At 69.5% G+C, this 18,552-nt stretch carries 12 protein-coding genes; 8 read left to right on the top strand and 4 right to left on the bottom strand.

Annotated elements, in window-relative coordinates; translation table 11 throughout:
* Window positions 1-106: 106 nt before the first annotated feature.
* The 4 genes from ACFHYQ_RS25470 to ACFHYQ_RS25455 form a co-directional block, all read right to left on the bottom strand.
* Window positions 107-1,432, bottom strand: coding sequence for a M20/M25/M40 family metallo-hydrolase (locus ACFHYQ_RS25470; RefSeq protein WP_394303660.1), 1,326 nt, complete (start codon window positions 1,430-1,432; stop codon window positions 107-109).
* Window positions 1,429-3,309: a dipeptidyl-peptidase 5 gene (locus ACFHYQ_RS25465; protein ID WP_394303659.1), complete on the bottom strand. Its 1,881-nt coding sequence runs from the start codon at window positions 3,307-3,309 to the stop codon at window positions 1,429-1,431. The genes ACFHYQ_RS25470 and ACFHYQ_RS25465 overlap by 4 nt, the downstream gene beginning before the upstream one ends.
* On the bottom strand, window positions 3,306-3,665 hold the full coding sequence (locus tag ACFHYQ_RS25460; RefSeq protein WP_394303658.1) for a cysteine peptidase family C39 domain-containing protein: 360 nt from the start codon (window positions 3,663-3,665) through the stop codon (window positions 3,306-3,308). Before ACFHYQ_RS25460 ends, ACFHYQ_RS25465 begins: the two co-directional genes overlap by 4 nt.
* Window positions 3,666-3,787: 122 nt before the next feature.
* The gene (locus ACFHYQ_RS25455; protein WP_394303657.1) at window positions 3,788-5,011 is read right to left on the bottom strand and encodes a DUF5925 domain-containing protein; all 1,224 of its coding nucleotides are present in this window, start codon (window positions 5,009-5,011) and stop codon (window positions 3,788-3,790) included.
* A gap of 780 nt (window positions 5,012-5,791) precedes the next feature.
* Here ACFHYQ_RS25455 and ACFHYQ_RS25450 point away from each other — a divergent pair.
* The 8 genes from ACFHYQ_RS25450 (at window position 5,792) to ACFHYQ_RS25415 (ending at window position 18,552) form a co-directional block, all read left to right on the top strand.
* Window positions 5,792-6,289, top strand: coding sequence for a peptidoglycan-binding domain-containing protein (locus ACFHYQ_RS25450; RefSeq protein WP_394303656.1), 498 nt, complete (start codon window positions 5,792-5,794; stop codon window positions 6,287-6,289).
* 100 nt (window positions 6,290-6,389) lie between these two features.
* Window positions 6,390-8,165 (top strand): methylmalonyl-CoA mutase family protein, encoded by a 1,776-nt coding sequence (locus tag ACFHYQ_RS25445; RefSeq protein ID WP_394303655.1) that lies wholly within the window; start codon window positions 6,390-6,392, stop codon window positions 8,163-8,165.
* Complete coding sequence (gene scpA, locus ACFHYQ_RS25440; protein ID WP_394303654.1) at window positions 8,162-10,318, top strand: methylmalonyl-CoA mutase; 2,157 nt, start codon at window positions 8,162-8,164, stop codon at window positions 10,316-10,318. Before ACFHYQ_RS25445 ends, scpA begins: the two co-directional genes overlap by 4 nt.
* A complete protein-coding gene (meaB, locus tag ACFHYQ_RS25435; protein ID WP_394303653.1) occupies window positions 10,315-11,298 on the top strand; it encodes a methylmalonyl Co-A mutase-associated GTPase MeaB in 984 nt (327 codons plus the stop codon). The genes scpA and meaB overlap by 4 nt, the downstream gene beginning before the upstream one ends.
* Before the next feature lie 167 nt (window positions 11,299-11,465).
* Window positions 11,466-13,982 carry an NPP1 family protein gene (locus ACFHYQ_RS25430; RefSeq protein WP_394303652.1) on the top strand — a complete coding sequence of 839 codons (2,517 nt, stop codon included), beginning with the start codon at window positions 11,466-11,468 and terminating at the stop codon, window positions 13,980-13,982.
* Window positions 13,983-14,202: 220 nt separating this feature from the next.
* Window positions 14,203-16,176 carry a CehA/McbA family metallohydrolase gene (locus tag ACFHYQ_RS25425; RefSeq protein WP_394303651.1) on the top strand — a complete coding sequence of 658 codons (1,974 nt, stop codon included), beginning with the start codon at window positions 14,203-14,205 and terminating at the stop codon, window positions 16,174-16,176.
* Window positions 16,177-16,480: 304 nt separating this feature from the next.
* Window positions 16,481-17,755, top strand: coding sequence for an AAA family ATPase (locus ACFHYQ_RS25420; RefSeq protein WP_394303726.1), 1,275 nt, complete (start codon window positions 16,481-16,483; stop codon window positions 17,753-17,755).
* Between the two features lie 113 nt (window positions 17,756-17,868).
* Window positions 17,869-18,552 carry an RloB family protein gene (locus ACFHYQ_RS25415; RefSeq protein WP_394303650.1) on the top strand — a complete coding sequence of 228 codons (684 nt, stop codon included), beginning with the start codon at window positions 17,869-17,871 and terminating at the stop codon, window positions 18,550-18,552.

The following is an 18,552-nucleotide window of genomic DNA, read 5'->3' as shown; positions in this document are numbered from 1 at the left end:
GACGGCACAGTCCCTCGGCGATGACCTTCATGGTAAGGCGGGTACGACTGCCGCAGCCGAGTTTGGCGAAGATGTGCTCCAGGTGCGTGTGCGAGAAAATGCAAGATCACGGAGAGGGGGTTGGGTGGGCATCGGTGTCGGCCGCGGGTGCGGCCAGGAGGTGGTCGAGGACGCGGACGCCGAACTCGAGGCCCTTGATCGGGACGCGCTCGTCGACTCCGTGGAACATCCCGAAGTAGTCCAGATCCGGGGGCAGCATCAGCGGGGCGAAGCCGTACCCCCGGATGCCGAGCCGGGCGAACCACTTCGCGTCGGTGCCGCCCGTCATGACGTACGGCACCGGCCGCGCGCCGGGGTCCTCGGCGAGCAGGGCGGCGGCCAGCTCGTCGTAGAGGCCATCGGCGGGGGAGGAGACCGCGTCGTCGAAGCTCACGAACTCCCGGGTGACCTTCGGTCCGAGCAGCCGGTCGATCGTCTCCAGGAACTCCTCCCGCTGGCCGGGCAGGAACCTGCCGTCCACGTGGGCCCGGGCCGTACCGGGGATCACGTTGACCTTGTATCCGGCGTCCAGCATCGTCGGGTTGGCCGAGTTGCGCAGCACGCCGCGGAACAGGGCGGCCGCGCGGGGCAGCCGCTCGATCTCCTCGTCCAGCCGGTCGAGGTCGATCATGGTGCCGAGCGCTCGCGACAGCCCGTCGATCAGCTGCGCCACCTCCGGCGTCAGCCGTACCGGCCAGCGGTGGTCGGCGAGCCGGGCCAGCGCCCGGGCCAGCTCGGCGACGGGGTTGTCCACGGCGGGCTTGGACCCGTGCCCGGCGACCCCGCGGGCGGTCAGGCGCATCCAGGCCGTGCCGCGCTCCCCGACGGCCAGCGGATAGAGCCGGACGTCGCCGTCGTGCCAGGTGAAGCCGCCCGACTCGCTGATGGCCTCGGTGCAGCCGTCGAACAGGTCCCGATGGCGTTCCACTGCGTGGCCCGCGCCGTACTCCCCGGTCGCCTCCTCGTCGGCGAGGAACGCCAGCACCAGGTCGCGCTTCGGGCGGACGCCGCGCCGCGCCCAGTCGAGGGCGAGCGCCAACGTCATCGCCAGCGTGCCCTTCATGTCCACCGCGCCCCGCCCGTGCACGAGGCCGTCCTCGACCTCGCCGGAGAACGGGTGGGTACGCCATTCGGAGGGCTCGGCCGGCACCACGTCGAGGTGACCGTGGACGAGCAGCGCGCCCCTGGCCGAGGAGGAGCCGTCCCCGGCCACGCGGGCGACCACGCTGGTCCGGCGCGGCGCCGACTCGAACACGACCGGCTCGAGACCGGCCGCGTCGAGCAGCCCGGCCACGTACTCCGCGGCCCGCCGTTCCCCCGGGCCGTCCCCGCCGCCGTCGTTGGTCGTGTCGATCCGCAGCAGCTGCGAGCAGATCTCGGCCACCTCGCTCATCGGCTTCCCTCCAGAATCAGTGGCGGCACCTCCGGCGTCGGGAAGCCGAAGATCAGGCCGTAGAACGCGAGCTCGGTCTCGAGCGTGGCGACGATTGTCTCCTCACGCCGCCATCCGTGCTGCTCGCCGGGGAACGTCAGACAGGCCCACCGGCCGCCGTGCTCGGCCAGCGCGGCGGCGAATCGCTCCGACTGCGAGGGGTCGACCACCGCGTCCTCCAGGCCGTGCATGAGCAGCGCGGGCCCCGACGCCGCGGCGGCGTGCCGGATCGGCGACCTGTCGAGATAGCGCTGCCGGGTCTCGGGCAGCGGCCCGATCAGCCCGTCCAGATAGCGCGACTCGAAGTCGTGGGTCTCCGCCGACCAGCTCTCGGGATCGGAGATGCCGTAGTTGGACACCGCGCCGCAGAACACGTCGCTGTGGGTCAGCGCGGCCAGCGAGGTCCAGCCGCCGGCGCTGCCCCCTCTGATCGCCACCTTCTCCGCCCGCCCGGTGCTCAGCAGCCGGCGGGCCACGGCCTCGCAGTCGCGTACGTCGACGACGCCCCAGTTGTGCCGCAGCCGCTCCCGGTAGGCCCTGCCGTACCCGGTGGAACCGCCGTAGTTGACCTTGGCGACGCCGATGCCCCGGCTGGTGAAGTAGGCGACCTCCAGGTCGAGGACCGGCGCGACCGAGCCGGTCGGCCCGCCGTGCACGAACAGCACGTACGGCGCGGGCCGCCCAGGTTTGCCAGGCTTCCCGGGCTCCTCGGCCGCCTCGGTGAGCGGGGGATAGAGGTGGGCGTGCACACCGTCGACCGTAACCGGCTCGGGGACCGGAAGCAGCCCCGCCGGGGGCAGCGTTCTGGGGGCCGACAGCACCCCCCGCACGCCGTCCTCGATGCCGACCCGCACCACCTCGTACGGCCGGCGCGGCGAGGCGGCCACACCCACGACGCTCGTGCCGTCGGCGGCCAGCGTGGGCGCCCAGAACGTGTGATCACCCGCGATGTCCCTGATCGACGTGCCGGTTCGGTCCAGCACGCCCAGGCGGCGCTCGTCGGCTGTGCCGTACGTGGCGACGATCCGTCCGTCGGCGACGGCGAAGAAGGAACCGCCGATCTTCCATGGGGCGTCGCCGAACTCCAGCGCCAGCGGCGTCAGGTTCCGCGTCGTGCCGTCGAGGCCGATCAGGTGGATGTTCCACCAGCCGGTGGGATCGGTGACCGCGTACAGGCTGCCCGGGTCGCGCCACTCGGCCTGGACGGTCGCGGCGCCGGCGGCGATCACCCGGTGCGGGCCGCCGTCGATCGGGGCGACGCACAACTCGGTGGCGTCCCACGGCATGTCCGGGTGGTTCCACCCGATGTACGCGATCTGCCGCCCGTCCGGCGAAATGCGCGGGTTCATCAGGAAATGGTGTGACTTGATGATCGAGCGGAGCGGGGAACCGTCCAGCGGTACGGTCACGATGTCCCTTTTGATGGTCCGCTCGATGGCGTGGTGCTCGCCGGTCTCGCGTACACACCACACCTCGTCCCCGCGTACGACGTCCTCATGTACGACCAGGTCGGCGTAGCGCGCGGCATCGGGTGGGGTCAGCGGGACAGGGTCGCCGCCGGGGGAGCAGACGTACAGCCGCCCGTCGGACCACTCGGTGAAGATCAGGCGTCCCCGGTGGGCCCGCCACGACCGCCCGCCGTACTCCATGACCCGGTTGCGGGCGTTCCATCCGCCGGGGAGCACGTCTTCGATCGTGCCCTCCACCGTGCGCCGCACGACGCAGCGGCGTCCGCCCTCGTGAGGTCGCGGCTCATCCCACCAGACCTCATTTCCGGAAATTTCCACCCATAGTGGATGGTCGTCCATGCGGGCGACGTCCACGGCCTTGATCGTCACCAGTTTCCTTCGGAGTCCGGGAGCGGGAAAACCGGGGGACGGACGATGTGCACGAGCCCCCCGCTGCCCGTGCCGCGAAGCCAGACCTCCTCGAATGAGGCACGCGGGTACACCCGCCGCACGCCCTCGTCCAGCGAGCGCGGCCGCGTGACGAAACCCGCCAGTCCGTAACGTCCCGCACAGGCGACGCCGAACGGCCGGTCGCCGGTGCCCTGATAGCTGTGGTCGTACATATCACGCGCCGCGTGGTCGACGGCGGGGCACGGATCCTCCGGAGCGACCCGTTCCAGGTCGCCCGGCGTGGGTCCGCGGCCCCATAGTCCAGAACCATCGTAAACGAGGCCGGGCCGCGCCATGACTCCCCGCCGCCGTCTCACTGCGGATAGTGCCCGGCATGGAGGTGACCATCTGGCCGGTTGTCGTTTCCGGCCTGACGCCGCGCATCGGATGGTTCACGTATCCGGCGGCGCCTGGCGGATCAGAGGTACTGCCCCATCGACGTGGGCGGGTCCGGCTCGGTGACCGGGCGGCCGTCGCGCAGGGCGAACAGCTCGGCCAGCGTCGCCCCGCCCCCGAGAACGCCCCCGAGAACGCCCCCGGGAACGCCGGCCGGTGCGCCGGTCGTGGAGTCCGGCGAGGATTCGCGCAGCCACGCGGCGGCCTGCGCGGCGTCCAACCGGCCGATCTCGATCTGGGCCAGGCACCGGCCGGGCCGTACGACCGCCGGATGCAGCCGGCTGAGGTCCTCGTTGGTGGTGATGGCGACGAGCACGTCCCGGCCCTGGCCGAGCAGGCCGTCGGTGAGGTTGAGCAGCCTGGACAGGCCCTGCCCGGTCGACTGCTTGGCCTCGGCGCGGATGAGCTCGTCGCAGTCCTCCAGCACCAGCAGCCGCCAGCGCGCCTCCTCGTCCTCGTCGTCGGGGCCGTCCCAGCCGACCGCCACGTCCATCAGATAGCCGGGCTCGCCGAACAGACGCTCGGGGTCGAGCACGCAGTCGACCTGGCACCAGCCGGCCCACTCCCTGGCGAGCGTCCGCAGCAGCGTCGTCTTGCCGGTGCCCGGCGGGCCGTGCAGCAGCAGCAACCTGCCGGTGATGTCGCCGGGTGTGGTCTTCATCAGCGTGTCCAGCCGGGGCGCGGCGGCCCGCGCGTAGTTGCGCCTGATGTCCTGCCAGGCCGACGTGGTGATCGGCTTCACCGACCGGCGCGCACCGTGTGCGGACGCCCACCAGAAGCCCATGCTGACGTGGTCGGCGTCGGGAGCCGCCTCCGTGGCGTCCCGTACCGCCTCGGCGAGGACCGAAGCGGCCAGTTCCTCGCTGACCGCCGTCGCGGTGAGGGTGGCGGACCGGTTGGCGTGGCGGACCACCCGCAACGTCCATCCGTCGCCCGCGACGAGGCGCGCCTCGTGGCCGTCGGTGTGCTGGGCCACGCGCAGGAGCAGGCCGCCCGCCGCCGTCATCGGCGCGTCGGGACGGACCCGATCGAGGTGGGTGGTGCGCGACCAGGGCTGCGTGCCGGCCGCGAACGGCGACAGCGCCAACGCGTCGATCACATCGGCCGGACTGTCGGTGTCGTCGATCCACACCCGCATGGGGATCTGGTCCTCCAGCCCGGACCGTTTCGGAGCGGGCTGCTTCGGGGTGGAGGACTGCCGGGGCCGGGGGTCGGGGGAGAAGGGAACCTCCTTAAGGACGGACATGCCACCCATGATCTCGGTTGTACGGCCCGATGTCGATGCGTTTACGGACAGACCCCCCACCCCATCATCCACCCCCCGCCCCCGCCCGTGATCTTGCGAATTTTCGCACGGATGCCTTCTGACCTGCGCAAATCACCTTCGTGATCTTGCAGAAACTCGCAGAGGGACCCTCTGACGTGCGCTTATGTGTTAGCTGATCTTGCACTTGGTCGGGTGGTGCAAGATCACGAACTGCATTCTCGCTGCTCAGGGGGTTGGTTTGCGAGGAACTGCAAGATCACGAATATGAAATGCCAGCTCCCGGCGCTGAGTGCGAGTATTCGCAAGATCACGCCATGGAGAATTGGGGGGAGGGGGGGGAGGTGATCACGGGTTGGAGTCATGGTTGGAGTGGCGGGGGGTTGAGGGCTTTATGGCTGGTGAGGAGGTATCCGTAATTGATTGCGTGGGCAAATAACCGTAAAAGAGCATAACCGGCCACGTGATCCCACTAGGCTCGGTTGTCGCACCGTTCGGTTTCCCCCGGAGGACTTCGTGTCCATCGATCTCGTGTCCCGCGCTGCCTGGGGTGCACGTCCCCCGAAAGGCCCTTACTCCCCACTGAACTCGACAAAGGGGGTGAAGGTTCACTACACGGGCGGACGGGTGGATCCGTCGATCGTCGACGATCACGCCAAGTGTGTGGCCCTGGTCAAATCGATCCAGGACTATCACATGGACGGCAACGGCTGGTTGGATATCGGATATTCAATGGTCGCTTGTCCTCACAGAAAGGTATTTGTGGGACGCGGCCCGCACCACCTGCCGGCGGCCAACGGTCCGGGGCTCAATTCCGGCCACTACGCCGTGCTCGGCCTGGTCGGCAATGCCGGGCTGATCCAGCCGACCGACGGCATCCTGAACGGCATCCTCGACGCGATCGACTACCTGCGCGAGCACGGCGACGCGGGCTGGGAGATCAAGGGCCACCGCGACGGCTACCCCACCGACTGCCCCGGCGACCCCCTCTACGCCTGGATCAGGAAGGGCGCTCCCCGCCCTGATGGGGGCCCGCCCGACTGGCCGGGACGGCTGCTGAGGTATCCGCCGATCATGCGCGGCAACGATGTACGGATCTGGCAGGCCCAGATGAAACGACTCGGGTACGACATCGACGTCGACGGCGCCTACGGCCCGGCGTCCAGGAAGGTGTGCGTACGCTTCCAGAAGCACGTCCACCTCGACCCCGACGGCATCGTGGGCCCCCTGACCTGGCACGCGGCCTTCGCCGCTCCCTGAGGCGGCGCCCCTGTCCGAAGTGTGAGACGTACCGTGGTGTTTAGGTAAAACGCGGACCCCGGAGCATTCTTCTGGAGACGCTCGGCCTAGCATCCCTGGCATGACGGTGCCACCTCTTGAAATCGCCTCGGGGTTCCCGCCCGGCTCGCGGGAGCAGTGGCGCACGCTCGCGCTCGGAGTCCTGCGCAAGTCGGGAGTCCTCGGCGAGGACGCCACACCCGCCGCCGTTGAGGAGGCGCTGTCCTCCACCACCCACGACGGCGTGACCATCGCGCCTCTCCACGACGCCGCCGCCCTGCCGGCCGCCCCCCGGATCGTACGGCGGGGCGACCGGTGGGACGTCCGGCAGCGTCACGCCCACCCCGACCCCGCCGTGACCAACGAGGCCGTTCTGGCCGATCTGGAGAACGGCGTCACCTCGATCTGGCTCGATCTGTCGGCCAATGGGCCGGACGCGCTGCCGCGTGTGCTCGACGGCGTCCACCTCGACCTCGCCCCGGTGGTCCTCGACGCCGGCGCCGGGGCGAGCGGTGTCCAGCCGATTCGGGTCGCGGGCGCGTACCTCGACCTGCTGGCCGAGCGCGGTGTTACGGCTCCGGGCGGCAACCTCGGACTCGATCCTTCCGACGGGCCGGAGACGGTCTCCCTTCTGCGGCGTTGCCTGGCCGAGCAGCCATCCCTGCGCGGAGTCGTCGTCGACGCCCTGCCGTACCACGACGCGGGCGGCAGCGACGCCGAGGAGCTGGGCTGTTCGATCGCCGCGGGCGTGGCCGCGCTGCGGGCCATGACCGACGCCGGCCTTACAGTTGAACAAGCGATAGGTTTGCTGGAGTTCCGCTACGCGGCCACGGCGGACCAGTTCCTCACCATCGCCAAACTGCGGGCCGCGCGCCGGCTGTGGGCGCGGGTGGCCGAGGTCGTGGGCGGGCCGATCGAGCAGCTTCAGCACGCGGTGACGTCCTCGGCGATGATGACGGTCCGCGACCCCTGGGTGAACATGCTCCGCACCACCCTGGCCTGCTTCGGCGCGGGCGTCGGCGGGGCCGACGCGGTGACCGTGCAGCCGTTCGACGCCTGCCTCGGGCTGCCCGACGCGTTCGCCCGGCGGATCGCGCGCAACACCCACTCGCTGCTGGTGGAGGAGTCCGGGGTGGCCCGGGTGGCCGACCCGGCCGGCGGCTCCTGGTACGTGGAGCGGCTCACCGCCGACCTCGCCGAGCGCGCCTGGGCGTGGTTCCAGGAGATCGAGCGCGCCGGAGGGATCGCCGCCGCCCGCGGAAGGCTCGTCCCCGAGCGGATCACGGCCACCCGGGCCAGGCGGGCGCGGGACGTCGCGCACCGCCGCGACCCCATCACCGGCGTCAGCGAGTTCCCCAACCTGGCCGAGAAGCTCCCGGTCCGCCAGTCCGGGCCGGGCCTCGCCCGTCCAGTTGAACCCGGCGGGCTGCCGCGGATCCGCTACGCCGAGGAGTTCGAGGCGCTGCGTGACCTCGCCGAGGGGCAGGCCGAGCGGCCCAAGGTCTTCCTCGCCACGATCGGGCCCGTCGCCGCGCACACCGCGCGCACGACGTTCGCCGCCAACCTGTTCGCCGCGGGCGGCATCGCCGCCGTGACCAGCGGGCCGGGCACCGACTCGGCCGCGATCGCGGAGGCGTTCCGCGCGGCCGGCACCCCGGTCGCCTGCCTGTGCTCGAGCGACCGACTGTACGGCGAGCACGCCGCGGCCGTGGCGGCCGCGCTGCGGGAGGCCGGAGCCCGGCGGATCTGGCTGGCCGGCAAGGGTGAGCATGGAGATGTGGACGCCAACCTCTATGCCGGATGCGATGCGCTGGATGTGCTGCGTACGACGTTTGACGACCTGGGAGTAGCCCGATGACTCGACAAAATCCGGGGATTCCGGATTTTTCCGGAATTGAGCTAGGGGCGGGGGCGGAAGCCGTACCGGCGTCGTCCGACGCGGCGGCGTGGGAGACGCCGGAGGGCATCGGGGTCAAGCCGCTGTACACGGCCGCCGACCTCGACGGGCTGGACTTCCTCCAGACCTACCCCGGCATCGCGCCGTACCTGCGCGGGCCGTACCCGACCATGTACGTCACCCAGCCGTGGACCATCCGCCAGTACGCCGGGTTCTCCACCGCTGAGGAGTCCAACGCGTTCTACCGGCGCAATCTCGCGGCCGGGCAGAAGGGCCTGTCGGTCGCGTTCGACCTGGCGACGCACCGGGGGTACGACTCCGATCACCCGCGGGTGGCCGGCGACGTCGGCATGGCGGGCGTGGCGATCGACTCGATCTACGACATGCGGCAGCTGTTCGAGGGCATCCCCCTCGACAGGATGAGCGTGTCGATGACCATGAACGGCGCGGTGCTGCCGATCCTGGCCCTGTACATCGTGGCGGCCGAGGAGCAGGGGGTGAGCCCGGACAAGCTGGCCGGGACCATCCAGAACGACATCCTCAAGGAGTTCATGGTCCGCAACACCTACATCTACCCGCCGGGCCCGTCGATGCGGATCATCTCCGACATCTTCGCGTACACCTCGGCGAACATGCCGAAGTTCAACTCCATCTCGATCTCCGGCTACCACATCCAGGAGGCCGGGGCGACCTGCGACCTCGAGCTGGCCTACACGCTCGCCGACGGCATCGAATACCTGCGGGCCGGCGTCGGAGCCGGTCTGGACATCGACGCGTTCGCGCCGCGGCTGTCGTTCTTCTGGTGCATCGGCATGAACTTCTTCATGGAGGTCGCCAAGCTGCGGGCCGCCCGCCTGCTGTGGGCGAACATCGTGCAGGACTTCGGCGCGACCAACCCCAGGTCGCTGTCGCTGCGCACGCACAGCCAGACCTCCGGGTGGTCGCTGACCGCCCACGACGTGTTCAACAACGTGGTGCGCACCTGCGTCGAGGCGATGGCCGCCACCCAGGGGCACACCCAGTCGCTGCACACCAACGCCCTCGACGAGGCGCTGGCGCTGCCGACCGACTTCTCGGCCAGGATCGCCCGCAACACCCAGCTCGTCCTCCAGCAGGAGTCCGGCACCTGCCGCGCGATCGACCCCTGGGGCGGCTCGTACTATGTCGAGCGCCTCACCCACGACCTGGCCCAGCGCGCATGGGGGCACATCCAGGAGGTCGAGGCCGCCGGCGGCATGGCCAAGGCGATCGACGCCGGGCTGCCGAAGATGCGCATCGAGGAGGCGGCCGCCCGCACCCAGGCGCGCATCGACTCCGGCCGCCAGCCGGTCATCGGGGTCAACAAGTATCGCCCCGAGGCCGACGAGGAGATCGACGTCCTCAAGGTCGACAACACCGAGGTGCGCCGGCAGCAGCTCGACAAGCTGCGCCGCCTCCGCGAGGAGCGCGACCCGGCGGCGGTGGCGCGGGCACTGGAGGCGCTGACCGAGGGCGCCGCCGGGAACGGCAACCTGCTGGAGCTCGCCGTCACCGCCGCCCGCGCCAAGGCGACGGTCGGGGAGATCTCCGAGGCGATGGAGAAGGTCTTCGGACGCCACGCCGCGCAGATCCGTACGATCTCCGGGGTGTACCGGGAAGAGGCCGGAGGCGGCGCCGTGGACGAGGTCAGGGCCGCATGCGCGGACTTCGAGAAGGCCGAGGGCCGCAGGCCGCGCATCCTCGTCGCCAAGATGGGCCAGGACGGCCACGACCGGGGCCAGAAGGTGATCGCCAGCGCCTTCGCCGACCTCGGCTTCGACGTCGACGTCGGCCCGCTGTTCCAGACGCCCGAGGAGGTCGCCCGGCAGGCCGTCGAGGCCGACGTGCACATCGTGGGCGTCTCCTCGCTGGCGGCCGGCCACCTGACCCTCGTGCCCGCGCTGCGCAAGGCGCTGACCGACCTGGGCGCGGACGACATCATGATCGTGGTGGGCGGAGTGATCCCGCCCGGCGACGTCGACGAGCTGCGCGCCGCCGGAGCCGCGGCCGTCTTCCCGCCGGGGACGGTCATCGCCGACGCCGCGCTCGGGCTGCTCAAGGACCTGTCCGCACGCCTGGCCCATCCCACGGCATGACCTCGACAGAGGACTACCTCGCGGGCGTACTGGCCGGTGACCGACGGTGGACCGCGCGGGCGATCACGCTCGTCGAGTCCACCAGGCCCGATCATCGGGAGCTCGCCCAGCGGCTGCTCGTCGAGCTCACCCCGCACGCCGGAAAGGCGCGCAGGGTCGGCATCTCCGGGGTGCCCGGAGCCGGCAAGTCGACGATCATCGAGTCGCTCGGCACCTACCTGACCGAGCGTGACCACCGGGTCGCCGTGCTCGCCGTCGACCCGTCCTCGCGGCGCAGCGGCGGCAGCATCCTGGGCGACAAGACCCGGATGGCCAGGCTCTCGGCCGACCCCCGGGCGTTCATCCGGCCGTCCCCGACGGCCGGGACGCTCGGCGGCGTCGCCCGGGCCACCCGCGAGGCGATGGTCATCGTGGAGGCCGCGGGCTACGACGTGGTGCTTGTTGAGACCGTCGGCGTCGGCCAGTCGGAGACCGCCGTCGCCGACATGGTCGACACGTTCCTGCTGCTCACGCTCGCGCGTACCGGCGACCAGCTCCAGGGCATCAAGAAGGGCGTGCTGGAGCTGGCCGACGTGATCGCGGTCAACAAGGCCGACGGCGAGCACGAGATGGCCGCCCGCCGCGCCGCCCGCGAACTGTCCGGCGCGCTGCGGCTGCTGCGGTCGCACACCCCCGTGCTGACCTGCAGCGGCCTCACCGGCACCGGCCTCGGCGAGCTGTGGGCGCAGATCGTACGCCACCAGGAGGAGACCGACCTGGCCGCCAGACGGCGCCGCCAGCAGGTCGAGTGGACCTGGTCGCTGGCCAGGGACCGCCTGCTCGCCCGGCTGGAGGAGCGGGCGGCTCCGATAACTGAGGAGGTCGAGCGCCAGGTCCTCGACGGCACCCTCACCCCCTCCCTCGCCGCCGACCGCCTCCTGGCCGCCTTCGCAGGAAACGCCTCCCCGGAGGGAAACGAGGCCGGACGGGGATCCGAATGAGAAGCCGGGTGAGCGGCCGGGTGCCGTCCGCGCCGAGGTAACGGCTCCAGGTCCCCGTCACACCGCATTATCACGGCCAGGGCGACCACGCGGTAGCGCAGGCCGTACCTCGCGCCTGCGGCAGGCGGGATTTGATCACGGTATGCCGTACTGCCATGCTTGCCCGCGTGATCAACAAGATCGATAGAGAAGCCTGTCCTCCGGCGGTCGGTCGACCCCGCCGCCGCGGGCTGCGACGCGCCACGGCGGCTCTGCTGGTGAGCATGGTCGCGGGCACCGGGGTCGCCGTCGCGGCGTCGCCCGCGTGGGCCGATCAGCCGCCCACCAAGCTCCCGCAGAACGCCAGCAAGGCACAGCTCAAATTCCAGCCCGCCATGGACTACGACACCGACGGGTGCTACCCGTCCGTGGCCGTCGGCGCCTACGGCGACCTGAACGAGGGACTGAAGACCTCTGGAGCTCTGAACGGTTCGTGTCGTGACGAGTCCGATCTGGAAAACAGCAACATGTACGCGCGTTCCCACTGCAATGCCAACGGATGGTGCGCCCACATGTACACGCTGTACTTCCAGAAGGACCAGACCTTGCCGGGCGGCTGCCTGGACGAGGACGGGTGCGGTCACCGGCACGACTGGGAACAGATCGTGGTCTGGACCAAGGACGACAGGGCCGAGTACGTCTCGACCTCCGCTCACGGTAAGTTCAGCACCAAGCCGGCCTCTCAGGTCGTGTTCCAGGACACCCACCCGAAGATCGTTTACCACAAGGACGGGGCGAGCACCCACGCGTTCCGCTTCGCCCGTGCGTCCGAGGCACCGGAGAACCACTGGGGGAAATGGCACTTCCCCGACCTGGTGAGCTGGAACGGCTATCCCTCGATCAGGGTGCGGGACATCATGGCCGGACATAACTGGGGCCACGCCACGTTCCCTTTCAACGACTATGTGGAAAACCCCAAAAATACCTTCGTGGGGCACCTTGAGAGGGCCTACCAGAAACTCACCTTCGGCTTCGACATCAACGAGCACAGCCTGCCGGCGGGGATGCCGGATCCGAACACACCGACCGTGGAGGCCCTGCGTCCCATGGCGCTCGGTTCGTCCACCACCTACGGCGAGGGCAGCTCGGACGGGAACGGTTACCGGGGCACCGCCGACCGGGGCTTCCGCGATCTCATCAGACAGAGCAGCGGGTCGAGCAGCCCGTCGGTGGACTGGGTCGGTTCCGTCAGGGTCGGGCAGATGGCGGATCGCGACGTCGAAGGCTGGCGGGGTTTCACGATCGACGGGATCGCGGGCAAGGCGAAATGCGCGGTCAAGACCTACCAGCCGAACCTCATCACCCTCATCGCCGGCGGCAACGACGTCATCCAGGACTACCAGATGGACGGCGCCATCGGACGGCTCGAAGCCCTGATCGAACAGGTCAACGCCGATGCCCCGGGAGTCGCCGTCCTGGTCTCGGGAGTCCAGCCCTTCCACGACCCCGCCAGGAACGCGCGGGGACAGGTGTTCACCGTCCAGATCCCTCCCCTGGTGAAGCGGCTCGTGAAGAAGGGGCTACACGTGGTGTACGTCGACACGACCGGACTGCGGCAGTCCGACATCGGCTCCGACGGCATCCACCCCACCGATCGAGGCTACGAGAAGATCGGCGAAGCCTTCGTGAAGGCGGCCGGCGAGGCGCGTGACAACGGATGGATCCGTAAGCCGGGTCCTCAGGCGCCGAACGCGGGGTCCCACCCCTGCGGGCTCAAGGACGACGGCGCGGGCATACCCGTGCCGTCGCAGAAGAACCTGGGCCCGAACTGGGAGGACCGCGGCGTCATCCAGGCCAAGGAGTTCCCCTCCTCGTCCCGCTTCTGGATGGTGGACGTCAACAAGGACCGCAAGGCCGAGTTCGTGGTGGTCGACAAGAACCAGAACTTCCGGTTCTGGTGGAACGGCGGTCCCTCGGGCAAAACCTGGACCCCCTTCGTGGAAGGGCAGAACTCCTACACCCCTGCCGCCGGGGCGGTCGGCAACATGCTGCGCTTCGGCGACGTCGACGGTGACGGCTTCCCCGACTGCATGGTCGTCTGGCTGAACGGCAGGGTGGACGTCAGCACCTGGAAGGCCGACAATCCGTCCGGTTCACGCATGTGCATGGACAACGAGAAGTTCATGGGCGCCGGTGTCTACTCCGAGGGTTCCGAGGGAGACCGGCTGACCATCGACCCGGACACGAAGATCCGCTTCGCTGACGTCACCGGAGGCGGGCGCGACGACTACCTGCTGATCGAGCCGGACGGCACGACGACCGCCTGGTACAACCAGGGTCTGCAGGTCAGGCGCACCTTCCCGTACCTGAAGTGGGATCTCCCCAAGAAGATCAGCGGTGCGCTGGCCAAACCCAGGGAGATCAGGTACGCCGACATCAACGGCGACAAGCGCGCCGACCGCATCCTGATCACCGCCAACGGCGGCGCGAGGGCCTGGATCAACGAAGGGGCCACGGGCTCGGGCGGCACCTACCGCGACATCGGCAGGATCGCCGGTGACAGCGGCCTCCCTCCCAAGGACATCCAGTTCGCCGACATCGACGGGGACGGCAAGGCCGACCTCCTGCGCATCGGCTGGACCGGCGTCACCCACGCCTGGCTCAACAAGCTGCCGGCGAACTACTTCGACACCTTCCACCCGTAAGGCACGTTCCCGAATATCGGGAACGGGTCGTACGGGCAGTGAACTTGCCCCCACCGGGAGATCGTTTTTCTACCCCGGTGGGGGTTTTCGCTACCCGTGGGGCGCGGAATGCATGATTGCACTTTTGTCGGCGGCGATCCGTGTGACGATGTGCGCGCTAACGAGGGGAGGGGCCGTGGGAGGCGATCGCCGCCGGGCCCCTGACTTAGGGGAGGTGCGAATGCGTCACGATCCGATGCTGCCGCCGCCGGTGGCGCGGGCACTGGGGGAGTACCGGGCGCTGCTGGCCGAACACGGGCTCACCTGGGGAGAGCCCCCGCTCACGTACGTCAAGGCGATGAGCCATCTCCGCTTTCCGGACGAGGCGGACCGGATGACGCTGCCGCCGGGAGACTTCGACCTGGCGGATCTCGACGCGGCTTTTCGCGACGTGATCGGCGGCACCGTTCCCCGGGGCCTCACCCGGCTCCGGCTGACCCCGGACGGGCACCGGCTGGAGACGGGCACACCGCTGGTACTGCTGTCGCCCACGCCGCTGCCGGTCATCCTGCTGGTCGACTCCGGCCTGGACAGCGCGGTAACCGTCGTCGCCGACGGCGTGCCGTACGAGATCAGGCCGGGGGGAGCGCGGCTGCTGGACATCGCGACCGACAGCGCTCTGAGCGTGGACGGGGAGGTGGTCGACCTGTCACCGCTGAGCCGGCCCGCCGTACCCGCCCGGCTCCGGCTGCGCGCAGGCGTCCCCTGCCGCTGGACGGTGCTGACGGAGGGCGGCCAGGGCTGGTATCCGGCCTGCGCGCCGCCGCGCCGCGACAACGTGGACATGCCGTTCTTCCACGGTGACGACATCGTGCTGGACGTGCCCGCCGAGCCCGTCACCGTCCGCGTCACGCGGGGGATGGAGTACGGCACGGCCGAGACGGTCGTCGTGCCCGAGCCCTGGGGTGAGACGCTCGTCGAGCTCACCCCCGAGCGGGTCTACGACGCGGCCGCCCGCGGCTGGTACGGCGCGGACCTGCACGTTCACCTGAACTGGGCCGGTGACCTGGTGGCGGCGCCGGCCGAGGCGGCGGCGGCCCAGCACGGCGAGGACCTGCACGTGCTCAACCTGGTCGCAGGCAATGTCTCGGGGGCGAGGGTCTACGACAGGGAAGCGCTGGAGCACTGGGCGGGCCGGGACCTGCCCTGGTCCGACGCCGGCCATATCGCCCGCATGGGCGTCGAATACCGAAGCGACCTGCTCGGGCACGTCCATGCCTTCGCCGTGGCGAGCCCCCCGAGCGTCTATCACATCGGTTTCGAGGGCGACGCCGACTGGCCGCCGAACGGCGCGTCCTGCGGGGAGCTCCGGGAACCGCACGCCGCGCTCGGCTACGCCCATCCCTTCCACGGCCCGGTGTCCTCCCCGGAGGACATCATCGGGGACGGCAGGCGCAATTGCTCGGGCCGCTCACTGGTGGTCGACGCCGCGCTCGGCCTGGTGGACGGCGTGGAGATCCTGCACTTCTCCGACCAGGACGACCCCTCGGGCACGATCGAGGTCTACCGGCGGCTGCTCGGCGCGGGCGTCCGCCTCGCCGCGCTGGCCGGGACCGACACCATGCTGTCCTTCACCCGGCAGGACACCGTCTCCAGCCCGCCCGGCTGGGAGCGGGTCTACGCCCGCCTCGATGAGCCCCTGTCCGCGGAGGCGTTCGCCCGTGCCGTACGGCTGGGCCGTACGTTCGCCACCACCGGGCCGTGGCTGGAGCTGACCGTAGAGGGCCGTGGGTCGGGCGACACGCTGGAGCCCCTGCCGGGCGACCGGGTGACGGTGACGGCCCGGACGATCGGGCCAGAGGTCGAGCGCTTGGAGATTCGTACGGCGGACGGCCCGATCGCCGAGGGGCCAGGCGGCGAGCTGACGACATCCCTGGTCGTCGGCGAGCCCACGTATGTCGTCGCGGTCGCCACGGGAGGGCGTCATCCCCGCTCGCCGTACCGGGACGCCTTCGCCCACACGAGCCCGGTCTATCTCGACGTGGCCGGCCGGCACGTCGCCCGACCCGAAGACGTCCGCTGGTGCCTCCACTGGCTGGACCTGCTGGAGGCCCTCGTCCGGGACCACGCCCGCCTGCGGACCCGATCCCAGCTCCGCGACCATCTGGACTTGCTGGAGAAAGCACGGTCCGTCTACGAGTCCCGCCTGGCCTGAAGGAACGCGGCCGATGCCGGGTGGCTGCTGCCACGTGGCCAGACATCCGCCGGATGTGAGCAGCAGCCACCAGATCATCCATTGGTCGAATTGTGCCTCCTGTCCTGTCTCGCGAGACCTGCTTCGTAGGCGGCGATGACCAGATGCACACGGGTGAAGGCGGTGATGCACGGTCGGTTGGCGTTTCGGAGCGTGCCCGGGACTGGCATCGAAGCTACGGGTGTCATACGCTGCAACATGCAGAAATCATGCGCCAACGGGCAGATGCCAGGGCTGAAATCCTGGTCTCGATGGGAGGTTGACGGTGCTGATCCGATTTCGGATGGCCAACCACCGGTCCTTTCGGGACGAACACGAACTGTCTCTGATCGCTACCGAGTTCGATGAGGGAACGGCGCGCGGGACCGGACTCAAACACCGCGGGCGGGATGTCGCGATCCAGCCCGTGTTGGGGGTGTTCGGAGCCAATGCGTCGGGAAAGACTAATCTGCTCGATGGCTTCCGGCTCATGCGTGACGCGGTACGGGACTCGTTCGCTGACTGGGGCAAAACACCGGAGACGGTCCCCCGGGAACCGTTCAAGCTCGATCCGGCATGCCGGGAAGAGACAAGTCTGTTCGAAGTGGACCTCGTACTGGGGCGAACTCCCGTCCGCTACACCTATGGCTTCGAGTTGTCCGACGAGCGGATTGAGGCTGAGTGGCTCCACGCGTACCCGCATGGTCGCCGCAACGTCTGGTTCGACCGGGAGGCGGATCGGTCGGCAGCTGAGGGAGGCGAGTTCGTCTTCAAAGGGGAGGGCTACAAGGGGGAGCGCGACGCTCTGGTCAAGCTGACTCGTCCCAATGCCTTGTTCCTGTCCGTCGGCGCCACTCTCAACGATCCTCAGTTGTCGCTGATCCACCGATGGTTCGTCAACGACCTGTGGCCGATGCCCTCGGAGAGGAACTCCCGTGCCCGGCCGGGGTTGACCGAGCGCCTCCTAATCCATCCGGTTCTGGCGGAGGACTATCACCGGCGGATCGTACGGCTGTTGCAATCGGCTGATCTGGGTGTTACCCGCCTCGATACGGATCCGGAGACCGGAAAGATCAGGTTGTGGCACCGTACACCGGATGGTGGGGAGTCGCCGCTCGACTTTCGTACGGAAGAGTCTCTGGGCACGCATGCCTGGTTCGCTTTCCTAGGGCCCATGCTCACTGTGCTGGAGCAGGGAGCGGTTCTGTTGGTGGACGAGTTGGATTCGAGCCTGCATCCCACACTCGCTGCCGAGGTCGTCCGGGTCTTCCAAAATCCCACGTCCAATCCGCATGGAGCGCAGCTCATCTTCACCACGCACGACGCGACCCTGCTGGGCAGTGCGGTGCTCGACCGTCCACTCAGCCGTGACCAGGTCTGGATCACGGCGAAGAAACGTTCCGGGGAGACGGAGTTGTACCCGCTGACGGAGGCGAAGCCGCGAAAGGAGGAGAACCTCGAGCGCGGCTACCTGCGCGGTCGCTATGGTGGGGTCCCGCGAGTCACCGCGGGGGAGATCGCCCGAGAGCTGTCCTGGCAGGAGGCGAAGACGACGGCGTGAGCAGGCGGACCGGGAAAGAGCATGATCGGCCGGGTAGACGGAGAAGACGCGGAGCCCTGGACGAAGAGCGACCACTGGTACGGAGGTCCGGTCCGGCCTTCCGAAAGGTGCGCGTGCTCTACGTGGCCTGTGAGGGCGAATCTACGGAACCGGACTATCTCCGATACCTGAACGAGCAGTTCGGCGATGGTGATGACGGGAGACGGCCTTTCCGGATTCAGCCGGTGTACCGCAAGAACGGGATGACCCCCGCTAAGGTTGTCGAAGCCGTACGGGAAGCCGCTGCCGAAGATGAGGCGTGGGCGCTCTTCGACCGTGACAGTCATCACGAAATTCCGCAGGCGGTGAAGGCCGCAGCCGAATACGGGATTGAGTTCGCCTTCTCGCACCCGTCGTTCGACCTGTGGCTGCTGCTGCATTTTCAGACGCTCACCGGGGCCCAGAGTGGCAGCAGCAAGATCGTCGTGGAGAAGCTGCGGCAGGCCACGGACGCATTCAAGGACTACGACAAGAGGGGCGACAAGAGCGTTAAGGGGGCGCGACGCGACGCTCTGAAAGGACGGGAGGGCAGGGCGGTGGCGAATGCCCGGAGTCTGGTCGCCTCCTGCGCCGCCGGTCGCTGCAGGCCAGACCATGCCAGAACGGAGCCGGTCGAACGCGATGCCGAACCGCGGTCGTCTCAGGAGTGGGCGGCCCGGTCCGGGCATGCCCAGGAATGCCCAATCCTCCGGCGTGATCCGTCCACCGACGTCTGGCGCCTGCTGGTCGCCCTCGGCATCCACGAGGACGAGAGCTGA

The sequence above is a fragment of the Sphaerimonospora cavernae genome (assembly GCF_042435035.1).
In the GTDB taxonomy this organism is placed as follows: domain Bacteria; phylum Actinomycetota; class Actinomycetes; order Streptosporangiales; family Streptosporangiaceae; genus Sphaerimonospora; species Sphaerimonospora cavernae.
This window is presented reverse-complemented; position numbering and strand designations above follow the sequence as displayed.

What these genes read in the sequence shown, in the direction of transcription:
- ACFHYQ_RS25470 (WP_394303660.1), bottom strand. Translation starts at nt 1,432, where the DNA reads ATGAGCGAGGTGGCCGAGATCTGCTCGCAGCTGCTGCGGATCGACACG.
- ACFHYQ_RS25460 (WP_394303658.1), bottom strand. Translation starts at nt 3,665, where the DNA reads ATGGCGCGGCCCGGCCTCGTTTACGATGGTTCTGGACTATGGGGCCGC.
- ACFHYQ_RS25455 (WP_394303657.1), bottom strand. Translation starts at nt 5,011, where the DNA reads ATGTCCGTCCTTAAGGAGGTTCCCTTCTCCCCCGACCCCCGGCCCCGG.
- ACFHYQ_RS25445 (WP_394303655.1), top strand. Translation starts at nt 6,390, where the DNA reads ATGACGGTGCCACCTCTTGAAATCGCCTCGGGGTTCCCGCCCGGCTCG.
- scpA (WP_394303654.1), top strand. Translation starts at nt 8,162, where the DNA reads ATGACTCGACAAAATCCGGGGATTCCGGATTTTTCCGGAATTGAGCTA.
- meaB (WP_394303653.1), top strand. Translation starts at nt 10,315, where the DNA reads ATGACCTCGACAGAGGACTACCTCGCGGGCGTACTGGCCGGTGACCGA.
- ACFHYQ_RS25425 (WP_394303651.1), top strand. Translation starts at nt 14,203, where the DNA reads ATGCGTCACGATCCGATGCTGCCGCCGCCGGTGGCGCGGGCACTGGGG.